Source organism: Mucilaginibacter sp. 3215 (assembly GCF_050433785.1).
Taxonomy (GTDB): domain Bacteria; phylum Bacteroidota; class Bacteroidia; order Sphingobacteriales; family Sphingobacteriaceae; genus Mucilaginibacter.
The window spans coordinates 152959-176557 of record NZ_JBNPWO010000012.1 but is presented as its reverse complement, the minus strand read 5'-3'; the positions used below and the strand labels follow the sequence as shown (position 1 = coordinate 176557).

The 23599-nt window shown below is 40.5% G+C and carries 25 protein-coding genes; 14 read left to right on the top strand and 11 right to left on the bottom strand.

Going from position 1 to position 23599, the window contains the following annotated elements; all coding sequences use genetic code 11:
- The first annotated feature begins 19 nt into the window (after window positions 1–19).
- The 8 genes from ABIC84_RS19115 to ABIC84_RS19080 all read left to right on the top strand — a co-directional run bounded on the left by ABIC84_RS19115 (window position 20) and on the right by ABIC84_RS19080 (window position 9884).
- On the top strand, window positions 20–418 hold the full coding sequence (locus tag ABIC84_RS19115; RefSeq protein ID WP_354482791.1) for a hypothetical protein: 399 nt from the start codon (window positions 20–22) through the stop codon (window positions 416–418).
- A 162-nt stretch (window positions 419–580) separates the two neighbouring features.
- Window positions 581–3172: a DNA gyrase subunit A gene (gyrA, locus tag ABIC84_RS19110; RefSeq protein WP_426587759.1), complete on the top strand. Its 2592-nt coding sequence runs from the start codon at window positions 581–583 to the stop codon at window positions 3170–3172.
- 5 nt (window positions 3173–3177) lie between these two features.
- Window positions 3178–4296: a tetratricopeptide repeat protein gene (locus tag ABIC84_RS19105; RefSeq protein WP_429264567.1), complete on the top strand. Its 1119-nt coding sequence runs from the start codon at window positions 3178–3180 to the stop codon at window positions 4294–4296.
- 5 nt (window positions 4297–4301) lie between these two features.
- Window positions 4302–5564, top strand: a complete 1263-nt coding sequence (locus ABIC84_RS19100) for a tetratricopeptide repeat protein (protein ID WP_429264566.1) — start codon at window positions 4302–4304, stop codon at window positions 5562–5564.
- A 491-nt stretch (window positions 5565–6055) separates the two neighbouring features.
- Window positions 6056–6916 (top strand): glycosyltransferase family 2 protein, encoded by an 861-nt coding sequence (locus ABIC84_RS19095; RefSeq protein ID WP_426587753.1) that lies wholly within the window; start codon window positions 6056–6058, stop codon window positions 6914–6916.
- A gap of 446 nt (window positions 6917–7362) precedes the next feature.
- The gene (locus tag ABIC84_RS19090; RefSeq protein ID WP_429264565.1) at window positions 7363–8172 is read left to right on the top strand and encodes a GNAT family N-acetyltransferase; all 810 of its coding nucleotides are present in this window, start codon (window positions 7363–7365) and stop codon (window positions 8170–8172) included.
- 7 nt (window positions 8173–8179) lie between these two features.
- Window positions 8180–8983, top strand: coding sequence for a phytanoyl-CoA dioxygenase family protein (locus tag ABIC84_RS19085; RefSeq protein WP_426587749.1), 804 nt, complete (start codon window positions 8180–8182; stop codon window positions 8981–8983).
- 106 nt (window positions 8984–9089) lie between these two features.
- Window positions 9090–9884 (top strand): SDR family NAD(P)-dependent oxidoreductase, encoded by a 795-nt coding sequence (locus ABIC84_RS19080; protein WP_429264564.1) that lies wholly within the window; start codon window positions 9090–9092, stop codon window positions 9882–9884.
- 81 nt (window positions 9885–9965) lie between these two features.
- Here the strand turns inward: ABIC84_RS19080 and ABIC84_RS19075 are convergent, their stop codons facing one another.
- Complete coding sequence (locus ABIC84_RS19075; protein WP_426587745.1) at window positions 9966–10166, bottom strand: hypothetical protein; 201 nt, start codon at window positions 10164–10166, stop codon at window positions 9966–9968.
- A 174-nt stretch (window positions 10167–10340) separates the two neighbouring features.
- Between ABIC84_RS19075 and ABIC84_RS19070 the strand changes: the two genes are divergently transcribed.
- From ABIC84_RS19070 to ABIC84_RS19055, 4 genes are read left to right on the top strand one after another with little or no spacing between them, the layout of a single operon-like run.
- Window positions 10341–10817 carry a DUF4442 domain-containing protein gene (locus ABIC84_RS19070; protein ID WP_429264563.1) on the top strand — a complete coding sequence of 159 codons (477 nt, stop codon included), beginning with the start codon at window positions 10341–10343 and terminating at the stop codon, window positions 10815–10817.
- Between the two features lie 9 nt (window positions 10818–10826).
- The gene (locus ABIC84_RS19065) at window positions 10827–11282 is read left to right on the top strand and encodes a GNAT family N-acetyltransferase (RefSeq protein WP_354482810.1); all 456 of its coding nucleotides are present in this window, start codon (window positions 10827–10829) and stop codon (window positions 11280–11282) included.
- A gap of 15 nt (window positions 11283–11297) precedes the next feature.
- On the top strand, window positions 11298–11930 hold the full coding sequence (locus ABIC84_RS19060) for an AlbA family DNA-binding domain-containing protein (RefSeq protein WP_426587739.1): 633 nt from the start codon (window positions 11298–11300) through the stop codon (window positions 11928–11930).
- Window positions 11931–11982: 52 nt separating this feature from the next.
- On the top strand, window positions 11983–13365 hold the full coding sequence (locus ABIC84_RS19055) for an MATE family efflux transporter (RefSeq protein ID WP_429264562.1): 1383 nt from the start codon (window positions 11983–11985) through the stop codon (window positions 13363–13365).
- On the opposite strand, the gene ABIC84_RS19050 is transcribed toward ABIC84_RS19055, so the two are convergent.
- From ABIC84_RS19050 to ABIC84_RS19025, 6 genes are read right to left on the bottom strand one after another with little or no spacing between them, the layout of a single operon-like run.
- Window positions 13362–14264, bottom strand: coding sequence for a histone deacetylase family protein (locus tag ABIC84_RS19050; RefSeq protein ID WP_429264561.1), 903 nt, complete (start codon window positions 14262–14264; stop codon window positions 13362–13364). The genes ABIC84_RS19055 and ABIC84_RS19050 overlap by 4 nt on opposite strands.
- Before the next feature lie 5 nt (window positions 14265–14269).
- The gene (locus ABIC84_RS19045; RefSeq protein WP_429264560.1) at window positions 14270–15124 is read right to left on the bottom strand and encodes a bestrophin family protein; all 855 of its coding nucleotides are present in this window, start codon (window positions 15122–15124) and stop codon (window positions 14270–14272) included.
- A 14-nt stretch (window positions 15125–15138) separates the two neighbouring features.
- On the bottom strand, window positions 15139–16422 hold the full coding sequence (kynU, locus tag ABIC84_RS19040; RefSeq protein ID WP_429264559.1) for a kynureninase: 1284 nt from the start codon (window positions 16420–16422) through the stop codon (window positions 15139–15141).
- Window positions 16423–16447: 25 nt separating this feature from the next.
- Window positions 16448–17050, bottom strand: coding sequence for a DNA-3-methyladenine glycosylase (locus ABIC84_RS19035; RefSeq protein ID WP_429264558.1), 603 nt, complete (start codon window positions 17048–17050; stop codon window positions 16448–16450).
- Window positions 17047–17697: an alpha/beta hydrolase gene (locus ABIC84_RS19030; protein WP_429264557.1), complete on the bottom strand. Its 651-nt coding sequence runs from the start codon at window positions 17695–17697 to the stop codon at window positions 17047–17049. Before ABIC84_RS19030 ends, ABIC84_RS19035 begins: the two co-directional genes overlap by 4 nt.
- Complete coding sequence (locus ABIC84_RS19025) at window positions 17697–18173, bottom strand: GAF domain-containing protein (RefSeq protein ID WP_429264556.1); 477 nt, start codon at window positions 18171–18173, stop codon at window positions 17697–17699. The genes ABIC84_RS19030 and ABIC84_RS19025 overlap by 1 nt, the downstream gene beginning before the upstream one ends.
- 74 nt (window positions 18174–18247) lie before the next feature.
- Between ABIC84_RS19025 and ABIC84_RS19020 the strand changes: the two genes are divergently transcribed.
- The gene (locus tag ABIC84_RS19020) at window positions 18248–18949 is read left to right on the top strand and encodes a DUF3291 domain-containing protein (protein WP_429264555.1); all 702 of its coding nucleotides are present in this window, start codon (window positions 18248–18250) and stop codon (window positions 18947–18949) included.
- A 7-nt stretch (window positions 18950–18956) separates the two neighbouring features.
- A complete protein-coding gene (locus tag ABIC84_RS19015) occupies window positions 18957–19205 on the top strand; it encodes a hypothetical protein (RefSeq protein ID WP_090525603.1) in 249 nt (82 codons plus the stop codon).
- A 225-nt stretch (window positions 19206–19430) separates the two neighbouring features.
- Here ABIC84_RS19015 and ABIC84_RS19010 read toward each other — a convergent pair whose 3' ends face one another.
- The 4 genes from ABIC84_RS19010 to ABIC84_RS18995 all read right to left on the bottom strand — a co-directional run bounded on the left by ABIC84_RS19010 (window position 19431) and on the right by ABIC84_RS18995 (window position 23526).
- Window positions 19431–20144, bottom strand: coding sequence for a diphthine--ammonia ligase (locus tag ABIC84_RS19010; protein ID WP_429264554.1), 714 nt, complete (start codon window positions 20142–20144; stop codon window positions 19431–19433).
- A 39-nt stretch (window positions 20145–20183) separates the two neighbouring features.
- Window positions 20184–20870 (bottom strand): SIR2 family NAD-dependent protein deacylase, encoded by a 687-nt coding sequence (locus ABIC84_RS19005; protein ID WP_426587719.1) that lies wholly within the window; start codon window positions 20868–20870, stop codon window positions 20184–20186.
- 82 nt (window positions 20871–20952) lie between these two features.
- Window positions 20953–21525 (bottom strand): DUF6580 family putative transport protein, encoded by a 573-nt coding sequence (locus ABIC84_RS19000; protein WP_429264553.1) that lies wholly within the window; start codon window positions 21523–21525, stop codon window positions 20953–20955.
- 51 nt (window positions 21526–21576) lie between these two features.
- Window positions 21577–23526, bottom strand: a complete 1950-nt coding sequence (locus tag ABIC84_RS18995; RefSeq protein WP_429264552.1) for a TonB-dependent receptor domain-containing protein — start codon at window positions 23524–23526, stop codon at window positions 21577–21579.
- Window positions 23527–23599 lie beyond the last annotated feature (73 nt).

Genomic DNA, 23599 nt, shown 5'->3' with positions numbered 1-23599 from the left:
TTAGCTAATAACATCACCAATGAAAAAATTTATTGTGCCGGTTATCGGTATTTTACTGTTATGTGCTTTCCGTTTTGATGATAGTCCGCTGAAAGGCGTCTGGGAGTATCGAGGAGGCATAATTAACGGAAAGCTTGATGCCGCTCCTGCAGCTTATAAGCTACAACGGGATTATGACAATGAACATTATAAGGCTAAAGTGATTGAAGAAGGGGAGAAGACCCAGATATACGAAAAGGGCGATTACCGGTTAAAAGAGGATACCTGTTTTGAAACCCAAACCTATTGCATGCAGGAGTCAAAACTGCTTAACAAAACCATTAAATACAACTACACAATCAGTAATGATACGCTTAAACTGCTTTCGGTTTTACCTAATGGCAACAAGGTTGAAGATTACTGGGTAAAGGTGAAATAAACCTGTATTAAAGTAACAAAATTGTTAGCCTCATGGCAATAAGTCCCCATGGTTTATTGTTACTAAGTTGGCGCAATCCCAAGTATTTTTTTAACTTCGCAGGTCGTTGAAAAATCAATTTTAACACGCAATTATAAGAGAAGGTTCTACAAATAATTAAAAATGGCTGAAGGAACAGAAAACGATAATTCACACGCAGAAGACAGGATAATTTCGATAAATATTGATGAGGAAATGCGATCGGCGTACATTGATTATTCAATGTCGGTGATTGTTTCCAGGGCGCTGCCCGATGTCCGCGACGGACTGAAACCGGTACACAGGCGCGTACTTTACGGTATGCTTGACCTGGGTTTAACAAATAACAAGCCCTATAAAAAATCTGCCCGTATTGTGGGTGAGGTAATGGGTAAATATCACCCTCACGGTGATAAATCGGTATATGATACCATGGTACGTATGGCCCAGGAGTGGAGTTTACGCTACCTGCTGGTTGAAGGCCAGGGTAATTATGGTTCTGTTGATGGTGACGAGCCAGCGGCAATGCGTTATACAGAAGCACGCTTACAAAAGCTTGCTGAAGAGATGCTGGCCGATATCAACAAAGACACCATTGATTTTCAATTAAACTTTGACGACTCACTGCAGGAGCCAACCGTACTGCCATCCAAATTCCCAAACCTGCTGGTTAACGGCGCTTCGGGGATTGCGGTAGGTATGGCTACCAATATGGCGCCGCACAACCTTTCGGAAGTTATCGATGCTACTATGGCATTAATTGATAATCGCCAGATTGAGGTTGCCGAGTTAATGAAATATGTAAAAGGCCCTGATTTCCCCACAGGCGGTATCATTTACGGGTACGACGGCCCTCGCGAAGCGCTTGAAACAGGTCGTGGCAGGGTTGTGATCCGCGCACGTGCCGAAATCGAAACCTACAATGGCGAACGTGAGCGCATCGTTGTAAGCGAAATACCTTACCAGGTAAACAAAGCTTTAATGATTGAGCGTACTGCCGAACTGGTTAACGAAAAGAAACTGGAAGGCATTTCGGCAATTCGTGACGAATCGAGCCGCGAAGGGATCCGCATCGTTTATGAGATCAAACGTGACGCCAATGCAGCAATCGTACTAAACAACCTGTTTAAATATACGGCACTTCAAACATCATTCAGTGTAAACAACATCGCGCTGGTTAATGGCCGGCCAATGCTCCTCAACCTGAAGGACCTCATCCATCACTTTGTTGAGCACCGTCATGAGGTTGTGGTACGCCGTACCAAATTTGAGCTTAATGAAGCCGAAAAACGTGCGCACATACTTGAAGGCTTATTGATCGCTTTAGATCACCTTGATGAAGTTATCCGCCTGATCCGTGCTTCACAAACACCCGACGAGGCAAGAGAAGGCTTGATGAGCAGCTTTGGTTTAACCGATATCCAGGCACGTGCTATCCTCGACATGACCCTAAGAAGGTTAACAGGACTTGAACGTGATAAGATCAAAGACGAATATGCCGCTTTAATGGAACTCATCAAACACTTAAAAAACATTCTTAGCGACGAAGGTTTAAGGATGCAGATCATTAAGGATGAGTTATTGGAAGTTAAAGAGAAATATGGTGATGAGCGCCGTACTGAGATGGTTCACTCTTCTGCAGAAATGCAAACTGAAGACTTTATTGAGGACGAGGATGTTGTAATCACCATCTCGCGCGAAGGCTATATTAAACGTACCCCACTTACCGAATACCGCAGGCAGAGCAGGGGTGGTAAAGGTGCTATAGGCAGCAACAGCCGTGATGAAGATTTTATAGAGCACTTGCTTATTGCCTCAAATCACAACTACATGCTGTTCTTTACCGAGTCGGGACAATGTTTCTGGCTCCGAGTGTTTGAAATACCGGAAGGCACACGTACCTCAAAAGGCCGCGCCATCCAGAATATTATCAATATTCCGAAAGAAGAGAATATCAAGGCCTATATTAAGCTGATTTCGCTTAAAGATCAGAATTACCTTGAAAATAACTTCATTATTATGTGTACCAAGAAGGGTACCATCAAGAAAACCTCACTCGAGGCTTATTCACGTCCACGTTCAAATGGTATCAATGCTATCAATATTAACGAGGGCGATTCATTACTTGAGGCAAGCTTAACAAGTGGCAGCAGCGAAATTGTGATGGCACTTAAATCTGGCCGTGCTATCCGTTTCAACGAGTCGACAGTAAGGCCTATGGGACGTACAGCTACCGGTGTTCGTGGTATTACGCTTGATGACGAGAACGATGAGGTAGTTGGCATGATTGCAATTGATGACGCTGAAACAACAGTATTAGTGGTATCAGAAAAGGGATACGGTAAACGTACCGACATTGAAGACTATCGTGTTACAAACCGTGGTGGTAAAGGTGTAAAAACATTAAATATTACTGAAAAAACCGGAAACCTTGTTGCTATAAAAGGTGTTACAGATAAGGAAGACCTGATGATCATTAACAAGTCAGGTATTATTATACGTATAGCTGTAAGCGAATTAAGAGTGATGGGCCGCGCCACACAGGGCGTAAGGCTGATAACGCTTAAAAACAATGATGAGATAGCTTCAGTAGCCAAAATTGAGCATGATGAGGATGAGGAAGTAAAAGAAGGTGATGAAAATGCAGAAGGCTCTGATACCACAGCCGAAAATACAGGCGACGGTGATACAGCTGAAAATGGTGCAGAACCATCAACTGACGATACAACAGAATAATAAATATGCACTACCGCAAGATCATTTTATCGGTTTTAATTACAAGCTTTACTACAACTTTTGCCTTCGCACAAAAAGAAGCGCTGAAAGTTGTAGTAAATAACCTGGCTTTTTATAAACAGAAAAACGACCTGAAATATTTGGCCGCGGCCAAAAAATCTGCAGATAGTTTGATCATTACCAAGTCGGACACGGCTGATATTGAAAAAAACCTTTATCGGGCTATTGTAAATTCAAGCATCCTGTATATCGATTCTTTAAACAAACTCGGGATGCCTGCAGATATGCTTGACAAAACAGCCAAACTGATTGATCGGCTATCGGGTATGAACAAAATTTTCAAGTACCAGTCAGAACTTGATTATACCAGGCGCTGCCTGGCAAACGTTTATATCCGAAAGGGGTTTGATGCGGTAAATAATTCTGATTTCACCAATGCTAAAACTTCGTTTGAAAACGCGAAAAAGTATGCGCCGGCGATGAATCAGATCAATACCTATATCGCTTTCGCAAACAATAAAGCCGGTAATTTGCAGGATGCTGCTGTGTATTATAGCAATATGCTCAAGGTTGACAGTGCCCGTACCGAGTATATCGAAACAGCATCAAATATCTATAAATCATTAGGCGATACGGCTAAAGCATTGCAAATCCTCCAAAAAGGAAGAAAGATTTTGCCGAATGATCGGTTCTTGCTGCTTGACGAGGCCAATATCTATAACAATAAGAAAAATTATAAAGCGTTAGAGCCTTTAATTGGTCCCTTGCTTGATATTAATGCCAATAACGCCGATATTGCATTTGTTGCAGCAAATTGCTATGATCATTTAGGTAAATTTGACCAGGCAGAATCACTTTATTTACACGCCATTGAACTAAGTGGGACTTATTTTGACCCCGTATTTAATTTGGGTTTATTGTATTTAAAACAAAGCACAACCACAAAAGGGGAGAGGAGCATTCAGGACTTGGGACGTGCTATACAGTGGCTTGAAAAGGCTAATGAAATTTCACCCAACAACGTAAATAGCCTGCAAGCTTTGCAAATGGCCTATGCCAAAACCAATAACCAGGATCAGTTAGATAAAATAAACAATAAACTAAAACAGTTAACCAATCAATAATAATCATGAAAATCAGACTTTTGATGGCGGGCCTGTTAGGCTTAGTTTCAGCAACCGCTTTTGCACAAAAAGGCGAGTTAAATACCGCAAAAGAAGAATATGAAAAGTATTCGGGCTTAAGAGGACAGCCGGCAATGGCAGCAATGGCGGGCAAAAGCCTTACTACTGCGAAAGAATCAATTGACAAAGCATCAGCCAATGAAAAAACCGCTACTTTACCGCTTACCTATGCTGTAAAAGGTTCAATTTACTCGGCGTTAGCTGTTCAGGACACTGTTCCTGCCACTTCATTGCCGTTATTTACTACAGCTGAAGAAGCTTTGAAAAAAGCTAAAGAAGTTGACACAAAAGGCGAAAACAAAAAAATGATTGATGAGGCTTATTTAAACCTTGCTCAATACCAGTTAACCAAGGGGGTTAAAGAATACTCTGCCGGTAAATATGATCTTGCTTATAAGTCGTTTGATTTTTACCGTACAGTATTGCCAGAAGATACTAATGCTATTTACTATACAGGCCTTGCAGCAGCAAACGGAAAAAACTATCCTGCGGCAATTTCAAACTACAGCAAACTGGTAACTACTAAATATTCAAAAAACGCTGGTGTTTACCTTGATCTTTCTTCGTTATATCTTGCCAGCAAAGACACCGCAAATGCTCTTAAAACTGTATCAGAAGGCGTAAGTAAATATCCGGCAAACAGCGAGCTGCGTAAACGTGAAATTGAAATCAGCCTGCAAACAGGCAAAGAAAAAGAGGTTACCGATAAGATCCAGGCGGCTTTAGCAAATGACCCAAAAAACAAAACCTTGTATTATTATGCCGGTTTAACTTACTCACAAACAGCCGATAATTACGCAAAAGAAGCGGGCGCAACTAAAGATGCCGCTGCAAAAGCAAAGCTACAAGCATCAAAAGCCGAAGCTTATGTTAAAGCCGGTGAAATGTATAAAAAAGCTTTAGAAATTGATCCAAATTATTTTGAGGCTAACTTAAACTATGGTTATGTAATTCTTAACCCGGCCATCGATGCTTACAACGCAGCCAATAAATTACCGGCTAACAAACAAAAAGAATATGATGCTGCCATTGCGAAAGCCAAAGCTCAGTTTGAACAAGCTAAACCATATTTAGTAAAAGCTGTAGAACTTCAGCCAAAATCGATTGACGCATTGCAAAATTTAAGAACTTATTACTTAGGTGTTAAAGATGATGCGAACGCCAATAAATTAAAAGCACAAATCGACGCACTACCAGCTAATCAATAATCTCCAAAGATATACTATAGAAGAGGGCCTTTTTATAAAGGCCTTTCTTTAAAAATCGTTATTTAACATAATGTTAATTATGAGAATTATTTAAGAAGCAATTTTTACGCGCTTAAGTACCTAAATTTAGGTCGGATTGCACGGATGCACACCTGATATTTACAGCCATTCACATGAGTGTAAACTAAATAAAAAAGTAGTTTACAATTTGGGAGTCAATAAAGTGCTGTTGACTGCTATTGGGTGTGGAATAAATATATTTGACATAGCAAAATGCTGTATTAGCCGACTCGGAATTATTTAATTTTTTGATCGAAACTCAACTGAAAAAAACCTATTTGACACAATAGGCTTTTTCAATTAAATAAATAATGTGAGTCATATGGCGAAGCATTGCACAATCTCCAAACGTATGAATGGTTCGGCATTTATCAAATGCCATTTCACCAGGAAACCACTTAATAAGCCTATAAATAAATTTTACTTTTTATATGATAACAGATCAGAACTTGATGGTCAGTGTTTGCTGTACTACTTATAACCATAAAGATTTCATCAGTCAAACCATTGAAAGCTTCCTGATGCAGGAAACTAACTTTCGATATGAAATTGTTATTGGTGATGATTGCTCAACCGACGGTACAACTGAAATATTGAGATCATACAAGGAAAAATACCCGGATAAGATCAAGATAATTTACCCGGAAAAAAATCGTGGTGCTCATTTAAACGCAATTAATACTATCAAAGCATGTGAAGGAAAATACATTGCGCTTTGTGATGGAGACGACTACTGGACGAGCCCAAAAAAACTGCAAAAGCAAGTGGACTTTTTGGAAAATAACCCGGAATATATTATTTGCTGTCACTACACGCGGGTAATTGACATCCATAACAATACGCTGAATATCGATCCCAACCCGGTACCGCTTGAGTATACTTATCACGATTTGTTGATTGGCAAGCAGGTAGAAACCAAAACGGCTACTGTTGTTTATCATAATATTCCTGAGGTACACGAATTATTTGAAAAACAATGGTATATGAGCTGTTATGCAGCTGATAAATTTTTTAAGATCTTCGCAACCTTTAAGACAGGGCGTAAAATATATGTAATTCCCGAGGTAATGAGTTGTTATCGCAATCATGTTGGAGGCATTTGGAGCATGATAAGGAATGAAGCTCGTATGGAAATGGTTATCAGTGATTTTAACCTGATCATCAGGCGTTTTCATTATCGCGGCATGCAAAAGAAAATGCTGCTGCTGTTGTATCTTAAAAGATATATACTATTTGAATTAGGCCGTTTTCGGTTACGTAAAGCTTTTGATACAATAAAATACCTGCTTTAAACTAAATTAGTTTATTCTTCCCAATACTTTAATTTGTGCTTTTTATCACAGCACCTGAATGTTTTTTTAACGTGTCAACTGGCCAATAACTGCTGTTGATCGCTCTCTACCTCCTGCCCTCCCCGGCATGTAATCAATAACCATGTATATAATAAAGAGATTCACTTATGAATTATCGAAGCGTCACTATACGTAATAGAAAAGATTGGGACGAATATATAAGCCGGTCACATGCACACGAGGGGTTTCATACCTGGTATTATCATTCTTTAAATACTGAGGGAGAACCACTTTTGTTTGTTTATGAGGAAGAGAAACTCTTCATTGCGTTGCCGGTGATCAAAAGAAAAATTGAAAACTCCGAATACTTCGATATGACTTGTGTGTATGGTTATTCAGGGCCTATATCCAACATCTATCTGAACAATTTGTCGGTCTCAACAATCATGCAATTTAAAAATGCATTTACAAGTTTCATGAAGGAAGAGTCGGCCATTTGCATCTTTTCGAGATTGCATCCATTTCTTAATCAGCATCATTTGTTAGAGAACATTGGCGGTATAAAGGATAATGGAACAACATTATACGTTGACCTCTCCATATCTGTGGAAGACCAGCGAAACAGATATGATAAAAGGCTTGGTCGTCAAATAAGAAGTCTTCGGAAAATGGGCTTTGTTATCAGAGAGGCAGGTACAGTTCAGGAAATTGAAGATTTTGCCGAAATGTATTATAAAAATATGGATCGGTTGAAAGCTTCATCCAATTACTATTTTGATGTCCAGCATTTCGTCAACCTTCTTAATGAAGAGTACATGAAAAACAAACTTATTTTAATATACGATGGGCCCAACCTCATGTGTGGAGCACTAATTCTACTGTCTGATAACATTGTTCGGAATCATCTTTCGGCTACATCACCGGATTACCTGAATATCTCTCCGAGTAAATTATTAACAGATGAAATAAGTATGATAGGCAGAAGATTAGGAAAAAAGATCTTTCACCTTGGAGGCGGCGTTGGCGGAAAGGAAGACTCGCTTTTTAATTTCAAAAAGCTTTTCTCCAACTTACAGATAAAAGACCGGATCTGGTGTTACGTTAACGATGAGTCTGTTTATAACGAGCTTGTTTTAAAATCGGGTGTGGATCCCAACCCTGAAATTAAATTCTTCCCTTTATATCGTCATCCTGACAAAAAAACACAGGCAGCTACCTCTGAATCAGAAACAACCACAATTGACAACCTTAATTAATTATAAAATGAAAAATAAGTTTAACTATTCCGATGCTGACCTTGCCGTATTTGACCGGGTAATGGATGAATATGGATGGATTATATACGAAAATGCCCTGGACGATGAATTCATTGTCGAAATAACAGATTCATTGATACCTGCATACAATCTCAGGCGTAAAATTCAAATTGCAAATGGTATAGGTGATAACATGAACGGAACATTACACCACCTTGTTGAACGGGAAAGATTTTCACTGAAGTTTCTTGAACGAAAATATTGTGCAGATCAGATAATGCATTTTTTAAAAGGAAATTACATTATAAATTCGTTGGGTGCGGTCATTAATTTAAAAGATGAAAAACCATATGTTCAAAACATCCATCGGGATATAAGAAGTTTTACCGGCGACTTTAAAGTAATGATTCAAATGATGATAATATTAGATGATTTTACTCTTGAAAACGGATCAACTTATTTTTTGTCAGGCTCGCATAAAAGCGATGAAAAACCGGAGAGCGATTTTTTTTACAAGAATGCTGATCGCGCCAATACAAAAAGAGGCAGCATTATCTTGTTTGACTCCAATTTATGGCATGCGGCCGGTAAAAATTACACTGATGCAACAAGGAGGACATTAACCATGGCTTTTACTAAGCCCTTTTTTAAACAACAGCTTGATTATCCCAGATTTTTGGGATATGAATTTGGCGAAGGATTAAGTGATGACCTGAGGCAAGTATTGGGTTATAAATCCCGGGTGCCGGAAAACTTAAACGAATATTATCAGCCTGTTGAAAAAAGAATGTACCAGCCCGGCCAGGGTTAATTCAAATTTGGCATCTATTGTCAATGCTATTTAATCTTTGATTTTAAAATCTGCCTTAAGCTAACAACAGTGCTACACTTGTGTTATTAAAGCAAAAATTAAAATTATGGATCTTAAACTTAATGATAAAACAGCGCTTGTAACCGGATCAACGGCCGGCATTGGTTACGCTATTGCGAAAGCATTAGCCAGCGAGGGTACTGCGGTATACGTAAATGGTCGTAACCAAACCAAAGTTGATGAAGCTGTAAAAAAAATAACTGCAGAAACCGGCAATAATAAAATTAAGGGCATCGCCGCCGATTTTTCAAATATTGCGCAAGTTGAAGCACTCATAACCCAATTGCCTGAAATTGATATCCTGGTAAACAATGTTGGTATTTTTGAACCTAAGCCATTTGCTGAAATTACAGATGCCGACTGGCTGAAGTTTTTTGAGGTTAATGTGTTGAGCGGGGTGCGGTTATCGAGGGCTTATTTTAATAAAATGATCAGCAAAAATTGGGGCCGTATCATTTTTATTTCCAGCGAATCTGCATATCAGATCCCTGAAGAAATGATCCATTACGGGACAACCAAAACAGCTCAAATTGCAGTTGCACGTGGCCTGGCCGAACTTACTAAAAGCACCGGTGTTACTGTAAATACTGTTTTACCCGGTCCAACCTTATCTGAAGGTGTTGGCGACTTTATAGAGGCGCTGGCGAAAGATCAGGGCTTAAGTAATGCAGAAGTAGAAAAAGAGTTTTTTACCAATATGCGCGGTACCTCCTTAATAAAGCGCTTTATTACTACAGATGAAATTGCCAGTATGGTTACTTATGTTGCCAGTCCGCTATCGGCAGCAACTAATGGAGCAACATTGCGCGCTGATGGCGGTGTTATAAAAACCGCATTCTAAAATTTAAAAAGAGGAAAACGAACGCATAAAAAATCCCGGTCTGGTGAAATACCCGGCCGGGATTTTTTATGCGTTACCAAATTACATTTTCTTGGTAGTGTCTTTTTTAGTAGTGTCGGTTTTAGTTGTGTCAGTGGCTGCCGGCGCCGGCGCACTCTGGCTTGTTGAATCCATTTTTGTACTGTCAGAGCCATCGCCTGCTTTTTTTTCCGAACTGCAGCTGGTCGCGATAGCGCCTATCATCGCCGCGACAAGTGCGAAACTTAAAAATTGCTTTTTCATAGTTATTTGCTTTTAATTAAATGATCAATTTATGTGAACCATACTATAAACCAACCTTTAACCGTATTGTTTACCCGTTATTCTGGATTTTGTTATCTTTTTATTTTTAAACATAGCCTTGTTTGATTAACATTTGCGACTCAGTGTTTAATTTTTTTCTCATCTTTAAGCGCTATGGTAGTATCCGAAGGATTATTAAAGTGGGTAATGCGCTTCTACCCTCCTCTCCTTTTCCAGCGCATCTGGGTAGTTAAATTCAGTAAAGGCTACCGTGGTGTTAAGGTAAAGATCAGGAAGAGTTTTCTTAACAAAAACTATAATAACTCAATTTTTGGCGGCACGCTTTTTTCGGCTGCAGATCCCTTTTACCCTATTCTGTTTTATCAAATATTTAGCCATAAAGGCTATAAATTAATGGTGTGGTCAAAATCAGCAACTGTAAAATACGCAAAACCGGCAGCAACAAATTTATTTTTTAATATTGAATTGACTGATAGCGATATAGCCGAAGCTGAGTGTGTTTTAAATACAGGAGGAAAATTTATTCGCTCCTTCCCTATTGACATTTACAATAAAGATGGCGAAATATGCGTATCCGTCATAATTGAGGTTTACGTACGAAACTTAAACTTTATTGATACTACTATATAACTTATACTGATGACTGTAATTATGAATGACGAGGCTTTTGAAAAAAAAGGCTTCATGATCTCAACTGATAAAAATCTGCTTAATGTTGATGGTATTTATGATTACCTAAATAATGAATCATACTGGGCAAAAGGGATCCCGCGTCAAAAATTAGCCAGGGCAATTGAAAACTCCATGTGTTTTGGCATCTATCTCAAGAATGAGCAGGTGGGTTTTGCGCGCGTTGTTTCTGATAATGCTACGTTTGCCTATATCTGCGACGTATTTATTTTACCCGGTTATCGGGGCATAGGCCTTTCCAAATGGCTGGTACAAACCATTGTCAAGCATCCCGATCTGAAAGGTTTAAGAAGGTGGTCGTTAGCTACAAAGGACGCGCACAACTTATATAGCCAGTTTGGCTTTTCACCCATTTCACGCCCTGAAACCTGGATGGAAATTTTCACACCATACATTAAGCCCTGATAATTATAAAAGGCTATGCATAAAACAAATGTAAAGAAGCTGATTTTTGAAGGAGAAGGCGTAACCGTCGACTTTAAAAAAACGATAACCAGTTGCGAAAAAATAGCCCGGACAATGGTATCATTCGCCAACAATAAAGGCGGCAAACTACTTATTGGCGTAGCTGATGATGGCACAATAAAAGGGGTAAAATCTGAAGACGAGGAAAAGTACATGATAACAAAGGCGGCACACTTATTTTCGCGCCCGGCCCTTGAGCCAACTTTTGAAGAGGTTTACTTTGACGATAAGCTGGTGTTGGTTGTTGATACACCGGCAAGTGAACTAAAACCTCACTATGCCCTTGCCGAAGATGGTAAATGGTGGGCGTATGTACGTGTAAAAGATAAAAGTGTATTGGCCAGCAAAATTGTACTTGAGGTCTTAAAACGTTCGTCAAATGACCAGGGTGTTTTAATTGAGTATTCTGAAAACGAGAGTACTTTACTTGGCCATTTAGAAAAGGCTGGCCGCATTACCATAAAAGAATGCAGCGAGCTGCTTAAAGTTGGGCGCAGACGTGCGCAAAATGTATTGGTAGACCTGATACTATCGGGCCTGATCAAGATCAATACAACCGAAAAGGAAGAATATTATACAGCCTGCTGACTGTTGTGTGTGCCCAAATGGTTACTTTTGCGCTCCTGTTGCCTGAGTAATTATGAGAGCCGTTTACCAAAAATACAAACCTTATTATCTTGAAAGCCTTAAACTCGCTATCCCGGTAATCATATCAAACGTTGGTCACACGGCTGTCCAGATGTCTGATACCATTATCGTTGGGCATTTTGCAGGCACTGTTTCATTGGCTGCGGTATCAACAGTAAATAGCCTTTTTATGGTGCCGCTGGTTATAGGCATGGGCATCTCGTATGGTTTAACACCGCTTGTCGCTCAAAATAACGGCCGTAAAAATTATAAAGAGTGCGGACTGTTATTGTCTAATAGCTTATTTCTTAATATCCTAAGCGGGATTATTTTATTTTGTGGAATTTACTTTGGTACCATGTTACTTATTGGTCACCTTGATCAATCGCCCGAGGTTGTAAAAGAAGCTAAGCCATATTTATTCCTGCTGAGCCTGTCTCTGATCCCGCTACTCATTTTTAATACGTTTAAGCAGTTTGCCGAAGGTCTTGGCTTTACCAAACAAGCAATGATGATATCTATATGGGGCAACCTCATTAATATTTTATTGGGGATAACTTTTGTTAAAGGCTTGTTCGGTATTCAGCCCATGGGCATCAAAGGTGTTGGTTACAGCACACTTATTGATAGATGTGTAATGGCTACCGTTATGGGTATTTATGTTTTCCGGTCGAAGAATTTCAAAGCTTATTTAACTGATTTCGCTATCAGAAATATCGACAGACTGCGGGGCATTCAGATCATGAAGATCGGGGCGCCTGTGGCTATGCAATATACTTTTGAGATCAGCGCCTTTGGCGGGGCAGCGTTATTAGTGGGCACCATCGGCGTGGTGGCACAGGCTGCACACCAGGTAACTATTACTATGGCTTCGATGACATACATGATGGCAAGTGGTATCGGCGCGGCTGCTGCTATTAAATCAGGGAATTATTTTGGCATAAGTGATCATCGTAATTTAAGGTTGGCGGCCATCTCCAATTACCATATCGTATTGCTGTTCATGAGTTTTACAGCCATTGTATTCGCCCTGGCAAGGAACTTTTTACCCTGGATAATTACTTCAGATAAAGAAGTGATAGTTATTGCATCACAGCTGCTTATCATTGCAGCTTTTTTTCAGTTGTTTGATGGAACGCAGGTTGTTGGGCTGGGCGTGCTGAGAGGCATGGGCGATGTGAATATTCCAACAGTTATTACCTTTTTGGCTTACTGGGTGATTGGTTTGCCCATTGGCTACCTGCTTGGTATTAAATTTAACCTTGGGGTTTACGGAGTTTGGTATGGCCTTGTACTTGGCTTGGGAACAGCATCGGTACTTTTGTTCGCGCGCTTCAACCTGCTTAGTAAGAGCCATAAGGTTAAACCGGCGATACCTGTAATTGCAAAAGATTAAAAATAAAGGTCTACAGCCACTTTGAAGGTATTACAATGTGCATCGACAATATCTTTAATTTGGGGCGAATAACCACCTCCCATGCTTACCTGTACCGGGATATTGTGTTTAATGCACTGTTCAAAAACAAACTGATCGCGGGCTTTGCAGGCCTCTTTACTTAAGGCAAGCTTACCCAACTTATCGGTAGCTAAAACATCCACACCCGATAGGTAAAAGATAAAATCCGGCTTATGCTGGTCGATCAGTCGCGGCAATGTTGTTTCGAGGATATCGAGAAACTCATCGTCGCCCACACCATCCTGTAAAGGAATGTCTAAATCCGAACGTTCTTTTCTGTAAGGGAAATTATTAGCTCCATGCATCGAAAACGTGAATACCCTTGATTCATTTTTGAAGATCTCGGCAGTGCCATTGCCCTGGTGCACATCTAAATCAATTATTAAAATAGATTTGGCTGATTCACTATTTAATAAATAATTAGCCGCGATAGCCTGGTCGTTTAAAAAGCAAAAACCTTCTCCCCAGTTACTGCCCGCATGGTGGGTTCCGCCGGCTACATTGAAAGCAATATCATTTTCAAAAGCATAATGGCAGCCATCAATTGTACCCCGGGCTATCTTAACCTCACGCTCCACCAACCTTGCCGACAAGGGAAAACCCGTACGTCTTTGTTCTTTTGGCGACAAGGTTAAATCACGAAGCTGATGCCAATAATTTTCATCATGCGTTAAAGTGATAATATCTTCAGCAAGAAGTCCTGGTGAAAACAGGTTGTCTTTACTAATTACACCTTCATGCAATAGCTGCGCCGGGATCAGCTCATATTTGAGCATCGGAAAGCGATGGCCTTCGGGCAGCGGATGGGCATATATCGGATCGTAAGCTATTTTAAGCATTTCTCTTATCCTATCAACTCCCCTACGTGTTTCTGGATATTTTCGCAAATGCTATCCAGCGGCAGATCATTAGCATCGCGACCAAATGGGTCCTCGATTTCTTCGGCTAATAACTCAATACTCGCAAAAACAAAAAGTACAAAGCAGATTATCGGGATGATAAAATATTTGAGATCAAAGGCCCAGGTAAACGGCAGGGTCATGATGTACGTAAAGATAAATTTCTTGATAAAAACATTGTATGAAAACGGAATAGACGTTTTCTTAATTCGTTCACATGCTCCGCAAATATCTGTAAAAGAAGTAATTTCAGCTGTTATACTAAACAATTGCTCCGGGTTGATAGCACCTTCTTTATTTAACCTGTAAATGTTTTTAATCATTTCAGAAGCTACCTGGTTGGGTACATGTTTTTGTGCATCGACACTGATGAACGACTGCTCCTCCGGAACATATTCATCCCGTAAATGATCTCTCAAGGCTCTTGCATAACGCGGAATAGCGTAATTAAAAAAAGCCAGTTCATTTTCGCCAATCAGATGTTTTAATTTGATGGCAAGGTTGCGGCTATTGTTAACCAGGCTTCCCCAAATCTTACGCCCTTCCCACCAGCGGTCATAAGCAGAGTTGATACGAAATGCAAGCAATAAGGAGAATACGAAACCTATTGTTTGATGAATAAAGATTACCTTCTTAAGTATGCTTGTATCGGGTAGCTGCCAAAAATCAATCAGGAAATAGGTAACAACACCTGCATATGCACCTACGGCAAGCATAAGTGGAAATAACTCGCGCAGCGTTTCGGCTTTATTTATTTTAAAAATGAATGAAAACCACTCTTTGGGATTGTAGTAAACCATATATCTCTGAAAATTTAAACAACTTTTAGTGCATCAGCCATCAATCTGGCTGCTTTGTAAACATCCTCAAATGTATTGTAAAGCGGTACAGGGCTCAGGCGGATCACATCCGGTTCGCGCCAATCGCCTATAACACCATTTTGTGCGAGATAGTTGAAAATAACCCTGGCATTTAGCTTGCAAACTACTGAAAGCTGGCAGCCGCGGGCAGCCGCATCAGCTGGAGTAATTATCCGATAAATCTCTTCGCCCTGCTGTTCATTGATGCCTTGAATCAAAAACTCCAAATATCCCGTTAAATGAATGCTTTTTTGACGAAGAGTATCTAACCCGCCCGCATCATTAAAAATAGCCATAGAAGCTTTAAATAAAGCGAGGAGCGGAATTGGACTGGTGCTTACCTGCCAGCCGGCCGCGCCAATCTCAGGATCGAAACCAGGGGCCATCAGGAATTGCTTGTCGCGACGGTATCCCCACCAGCCGGCAAACCTGTTCAGTTCCTTATCGGTAAAATGTTTTTCATGCACAAAAATGCCGCTTATACCGCCCGGTCCGGAGTTCATGTATTTGTACGAACACCAGCAAGCGAAATCGGCTCCCCAATTGTGCAACTGCAAGGGGACGTTCCCCGCAGCATGAGCCAGATCAAAGCCTGCATAAGCGCCTGCTGCATGAGCCGCATCCGTAATTGTTTTCAGATCAAAAAACTGTCCGGTATAATAATTGATTCCGCCGAACAGCACTAAGGCAAGTTCATTTTTGTTTTGATCAATGGTTTGAATGATATCTTCGGTACGTAATGTGACCTCCCCCTCTCGCGGGAAAATCTCAATTATTGTATCCTTAGGATCGAGACCGTGGAATCTCACCTGGCTTTCCATTGCATATTGATCAGAAGGGAAAGCCCCTCCCTCCATGAGAATTTTAAAACGCTTATTATCTGGTTTATAAAAACTTACCATCAATAAATGAAGATTTACTGTAAGTGAGTTCATTATGGTAACTTCATTTTCCTGGGCGCCTACAATGCCAGCAATTGAGCCGGTAATGGATTTGTGATAATCAAGCCAGGGATCATCTCCCTGAAACCAACCTTCAACAGCAAGGTTTTTCCAGGTGTTTAATTGATCGGCTAAATATTGTTGCGCGGAAACCGGTTGCAAGCCAAGCGAGTTGCCGCAAAGGTAAATTGCATCTTCGCCGTTATGCTGAGGAATTAAAAAACGGCTCCGGAAATTTTTTAACGGATCCTGGTCATCCAGTTGCCGGGCAAACGCCAGATCATTTTGATAGTTCATTTGCCAATATTACAAAATTGAGAACTTATTTATTGGGCTTACTTACGTAAACATTGCCTTTTACATAGAAACGATAAGGCAGCAATGCATCTTCTGCCGCATAAGCCACTCCTATCCTCGGGCCGGCTTTTATTTGATCATCTGGGAAATGAAGGCCGCGATCTTCAAGCCAGATCGTATCGCCCTGCAAGCTAAACGCATTGATATCGCGCGAAATCCCCAAAGCCTTAGCTACCGAACCCGGACCGGCAGTGATGGTTGGTTTAAGAATCGGCATATTGCGACGGGCCTGCATCGCCTCAATGCCATCGGTGGGTTGGATAGCCCGGATGAGTATAGCCTGCGGGTGCCCTTCAACGGAAGTAACGATGTTAAACATTTCATGAATGCCGTAGCACAGGTAGATATAAGCAATACCTCCCTGCATAAACATGGTTTTAGTGCGGGGCGTAAGGCGGTTACCAAAAGCGTGAGAAGCTTTGTCTACAACACCATTATAAGCTTCTGTTTCAACTATATAGCCACCTGTAGTTACACCGTCAATACAGGTAAATAAATACTTGCCTAACAGGTCTTTACTGATACTTACAACATCGTTACCCAGGTAATAACTTTCAGGTATTTTCATTTTTTCAGGATTCCCTTCAATAATTTGTTAATCTCTTTTGACTTGTCAAAGATCATGATATGTGTACCTCCTTTAACAATGGCGGCGTTTTTTATTCTTTTGTAATCAAACACCAAATCCATATCACCAGTGATGTGATAGAGGTTTGGCGGGATAGCTTCGTTCTTCCAGTGCAAAATGGCATACATGGCCCATTTCATAAATACCGGCGATGATCTTTTGAGCATATCGCTAAATAACCAGGCATCCTCCTGACTCATGTGACCAAACAAAGGTTTGATCATAAAACCCATCAAATTAAATATTTTACCCGGAATGAGCTTGTAAACAGGCAAAGCGCGAAAAAGGCTAAAATACCATGGCGCCTCATCACTGGTCTTAATACTGGAAATCAAAATAACCTTTTCGACAGGGATGAGCTTCGCCATTTCAACAGCGACAATCCCGCCTAAGGAGTTGCCGATCAGTACTGAGTTTGATTTTATATTGTATTGATAAATAAGCTTTTGAGCATAACTAACTAAAGTGTCTTTTGAATTCGGTTCTATCCAGTCTACCGTAATTACCTCATGTTCATCACTGAGGTTAATATTGTTGTATACACGCGTATCAGCACCGAGACCGGCAATAAGATAGATCCTGCTCATTAAAAATTAATAAGCTTTACTATTTGTTCAAGATATTGCGCGTCGGTCTCATTAAACTGATCGAGTAGCTCGCTATCTACATCAAGTACGGCAACTACCTTATCGTCTTTAAATACCGGCACCACAATTTCCGAGCGGGAAAGTGAGCTACACGCAATATGCCCGGGAAATGCATCAACATCCGGCACAATCAAAGTTTTAGCCTGCTGCCATGCGGCTCCGCAAACACCTTTCCCCAGGCCAATGCGGGTACATGCAACCGGTCCCTGGAACGGCCCTAAAACCAATTCGTTTTCTTTAACCAGATAAAAGCCCACCCAAAACCATTTAAACTGTTCCTTTAAGGCTGCCGCTACGTTTGCCATATTAGCAACGAGGTCAGGCTCACCATAAAGTAATGCTTCTATTTGAGGGACAAGTGTTGCGTATTGCTCTGCTTTATCGGTCGATGTATTTATTGTTAGATCTTCTGCCATGATGTAAAAGTAACTATGCTGCGTTGAAAGTAAATAAGGCAAATATCATATTTAATCTTTTATTTAGCATTTACATGATCGTTAGCCTTACCATAATCCGCTACCGCAAGCTGTTTGTTCCATTTGCCCTGCTGGCAATGGCTGTTCATCGCCTTCCCCTGTTGATGCAAAAAGGATGCAGCTTTTACAAACTTCTTGGCTCTGGCAAAAACGGAACTTTTGATCTTGAACCAGACTGGCAGCAATGGGGCTTATTAGCTTGCTGGGATAGCCGGGAAGATTTCGATGGGTTCTATAACCGGTCATTCGTATCCTCCTGGTGGAAGCTGTTAAGCACCGAAAGCTGGACAATAATTTGCCGACCCCTGCAAAGCCACGGGAGTTGGGATGGAAAAGAGCCATTCGGCAAGCCCGAAGCGAACGATATCAATGGCCCTGTCACTGTGCTTACCCGCGCTACTATCCGGTTTAACAAGCTTAAGAATTTCTGGGCCAATGGTGATACCGTTGCAGATATGATGCGATCCGCTCCCGGTTATATCAGCTCGTTTGGCATTGGCGAAGCGCCGGTATACAGGCAAGCCACATTTTCTGTTTGGGAAAGCCTGGAGCACGTGAAAGCTTTTGCCTATAAAAGCCCCGAACATGCCGAAGTGATTAAAAAGACAAGAAGCGAAGGCTGGTATAGCGAAGAGCTTTTTGCGCGGTTTAAGCCGATTGCCAGCTTTGGTACCGTTAACGGAAAAGATCCCCTGAACGGTTTATTGAATAAATAAAAAAGACATGAGAATTATTGCAGAACTCCCCCATCCCGATTTTAAAATCTCTATCCTGAATATGAACAATAAGTTTATTGTTAAGGTAGAGCAGGGCTCTCTTGAGCAAAGTTACAAGATCCCGGAAATGGACTTAACCGACGGGGTTAACAGTGTTTTTGAATTACTTGATGAAGAGTTTTTAAAAAAAATAGCCGCCCGGTTTATCGACATGCGTAATGATTACAAAGACGCTTATTTTAGATATAACTATTGAAGTAAAACATCCATTTACGTTGATAAACAATAACTTATAATCAATCGCAACTGCAGGCAGAATTTAATTTGGCAAAAAGTTACATTTTAAGCGCTGTTTGTCTTCATTTTACCTTGTATCTAAATAAAAAATTAAACAAGTATATGTTAATATATTGATATAAAAATAGTTATATATTTAATCAGAATTTTATTCTGTGTTAATTTTGGCAGAATAAATGAAAGATCAAGCTAATAAAAGGTCGCAATACCAAAAGCCGGAAGGCTTGGTGTCAGTAGCTGAAGTGCAGGAATCATCGGCATTTTTCGGTGCTGCATATTCCTTAAAGATCTTCACACCTGTTTTGTATTCAATTGGGTTTTTAAATATCGGCCCTTTAAAAGTGAAGGTGTGGAACTCCCCGTTTTCGCCGCAAACGTCAATATCGTCAGGCAACGCATCAATTAACTCCCGACTGATCTCTTTACCAACAATGCGTTCCAAACGTTGCTGGGTACATGCTATTACAGTGCCGAAACCGAGGTTCAAAAATTCATCTATTAATTCGGATGTATCCCTTTGCCACAGCGGGTAAATACCTTTGAGCCCGATCTCATTTAATCGTGTGTCGCGATAATCTTTCAGGTCCTGCAAAAATATATCGCCAAAAATGGAATGGGTTACACCTTCATTTTTAAATCGGGTTAAATGATGGCGCATTACATCGTCATATTGCTGCATTCCCGGCATTTCGGGCAGGCGGATCTGGTATAAAGGAATACCAATAGCTTCGGCCTGTTTAATCAGCAACTCTGTTCTTACACCGTGCATCGAAATTCTGTCAGCCGCGTCATTGATCGTAGTTACAAGATAAACGATTTCCAGATCCGGATTTTGCAGGCAATAATATAAGGCGAGGGCGCTGTCTTTTCCGCCGCTCCAATTGAAAATACATTTCATATTTAATGAGAGGATTTATTGAGTTAGCGAATTAGTGATTTAATCTTTCAATAATTCATTCACCAATGCAGGTACGCCTATGGTAGCTTTTTCCTGAATCTTAATTACTGGCCCTTTAACATTTACCGAAGGAATATTAGGATCGATAATATACTTTGGCACCTCGCGGTCAACATAACCGATAAGCCCTGCGGCCGGGTAAACAGCAAGCGAAGAACCTATGAGCATGAACACATCAGCTCCTGCACAGATCATCGCAGCATGCTCTATCATCGGTACAGGCTCACCAAACCACACTACATGTGCGCGTAATTGCGAACCTAATTCGCAAAGGTCGCCCATTTTAATTTCCCAACCTTCAATTGGATAAGTAAGCTCGGGCTTTATGCTTGATTGCGAACGGGTGATAATGCCGTGCAGGTGCACCACATTAGTTGAACCCGCCCTTTCATGCAGGTCATCGATATTTTGGGTGATGATGGTTACATTATATTTTTCTTCGAGGGCAGCAAGGGCGTAGTGTGCTGCATTGGGCTTGGCTTCCAATACTGTTTTACGGCGTTCGTTATAAAATTGCTGTACCATAACCGGATTATGCTCCCAGGCTTCGGGGGTGGCTACATCTTCAATATTATATCCCTCCCAAAGGCCATCACTGTCCCTAAAGGTTTTTAAACCACTTTCGGCGCTGATACCTGCGCCTGTTAATACTACTAAGTTTTTCATTTTGATATAGATGATAATTGGTCAGGCCAAAAAAAAGCGGATTGCCTTTCAACAATCCGCTTTAAATTTAAATGCTTTTATATCATAATGCCAATTGCTTTTTGTCACGAAGAAAAGTGTACTTATTCTTAGCTAACTCAAAGCCGCCGAAAAGTATTGCACTAAATACTAATGTACCCAATGCCATGTTTTTCTCAAACGGAATAGCTTTAATCAATGATTCACCATAGCCAGCTAAGGTATGCGGATAAAGTGTACCATATAACCAGGGCAGATCTGTAATTAACCAGTGAATTAAAACTGCTGCGATTGAGCCTAAAAGCACATTAAGAACATTTACCTTTTCAAGCAAATTACCAACAAGTACCATTAATGCAAAACATAGGTAAACCCATACGGCTCCGCCATACCATAACGTTAACTTTGAAGTATACAGGTAATTGATTATGATATCGGTTGAAAACAGCGTAAGCAACACTGTTGCATAACCTTTCCACTTTGACGTAAAATAAGCGCCTCCAAATAATGCAATAGCACCCACCGGATTGAAATTACTCAATTCTTTATACTTAAATGCTAAAAGCCTGAATGCGGCAGCAACCAGGATCATCAAGATCAGGAACAGGTTGCGATTGGTATTATCTTTTGCGGTCATGATTTTATATATGGCGTAAAATTACTTAATAATCCGTACAATAAACAAACACTATTTAAATTGATACCTGGCGCCAAGCATAAAGTTAATACCACGTGTGTTGTATCCTAACCAGTCCACGTACTTAGTATCCAAAACGTTGTTCAGGTCACCAAAAACATTTAGATTTTTTGTTGCCTTGTATTCCAGGTGCAGATCAACCAGGTTATAGTGCTTCAGTGTAATCACTTCTGATCCGGTGTTTGTAAAAGTCAAATCAGTACGGTCACCTGTATATTTGTAGTTAACACCTACCTCAAAATCACTTAAGATATCATAGCTGATGTTGGCACCCAAAGTACTCTTAGGCCTGCGGTAAAGGTTGCCGGTTTGTGTACCGGCTTCGTCGGTTAGTTTACCTGTTACATAAGCGTAATATGCAGATGCATGAATTTTATTCTCGTGATATTTTAACTCGCTTTCAAAGCCCTTATCTTTTTGTTGTTGCCCGTTTGCATATTGACTATAAGGGGGGCCAGGCAGGTTTTTAAAATAGATAACATCTTTGGTATTACGCTTGAAAAACTGGGTATTAAATGAAAGGGCATTCTTAACAATATCCCAATCAAAACCTGCTTCATATGATGTCGTGATTTCAGGGTTTAATTTAGCATTACCATATTCTGAAAACAACTGATATAGCGAAGGTGATTTGAAGGCCGAAGCTATGGTACCAAAGATCTTAAACTGATCGGCAAGGAATAATGATGGGTTGATGGTGTAGGTAAACTTGTCGCCATATTTACTATGGTTATTGTACCTGCCGCCTAACTCCATGTGAAAGATATCGTATTTGAAAAATAACGACGTATAAGCGCTGAATATGTTATTAGCAGCATCACCAGCTTTAATAATGCTCGGAACACCCGGATAAGATGTTGTTTCATACAGACTGTACTGGCTTGTGTTGCTGTATTTAAAGGCCGCACCGCTGGTAATATCAAAATACTTATTCAATTCATAATTAAATACAGCTTCGACATTGGTTATACGACCTGTATTTTTTGTAACCTGGTGGGTTCCGTAATTGTCAGATGGCAGGTTATTGAAATCATTTTGAACAGTATTTTGAGAAAGGTTTAAGTTCAGGTTACCTTTTGGCAAAATCAATTTTGCACCTACACCGCCAAATAAGAATGTGTTTTTATAAGTGTAATCATTGTCGTTTATAAAAGCACCGTAAGGAAGATCACCGGTATTGTGGCTTACCTGCAGGTTTCCGTTCAGGATAAATTTAGATGAAACATTTTGGCTCAGGTTCACACTGGCCGAACGTTGGTGAAAACCATCTTTCTTAAATACACCTTTGCCGGTAGTATCTGTGGCCGCGGCAAAACCTTTTGAATCGATATTTGAAAGATTAACAGCTATACCTGTGTTCTTTACCCTTCCAATTAATGAAGCCGATTCTTTAAACGTATTATAGCTGCCACCTGTTAGCTGCAATCCACCGGTTAATCCTTGCTGTTTAGCTTTTTTAGTAATGATATTAATAACGCCTGCTACAGCATCAGAACCATAAAGCGTTGAACCGCTTCCTTTCAAGATCTCGATATGATCTATCAGATCCAGCGAAAAAGCGTTAAGATCATAGCTACCATCAATGCCCGAAGCATTGTTTACCGGAAAACCATCGACCAGGATAAGGGTATTGCCAGATGAAGCTCCGCGCAAGAAAACCGATGTGCTGATACCGGGGGCATTGTTTGCACCTGAAAAAGTTATACCGGCAACCGTATTTAATAATTGAGGTAATGATTTACCCTGAGATTTATTGATCTCATCGGCAGAAATGATGGTAACAACGCGGCCGATGTCTGACAGTTTTTTAGGCGACCGGCTTGCAGTTACTACTACCGTATTGAGTGTGCGTGTGGTATCCTGTGCATATGCTGCTGAGGTAGATAAACCAACAGCTAACAAACCGAATCCCAAAGTAATTTTAGCGTACTTTTTTTCCATGTATGATTGATATGTGTAAAATAATAATGCAGCCTTAATAGCATACACGGAAATGAATAAAATGAAAACACGC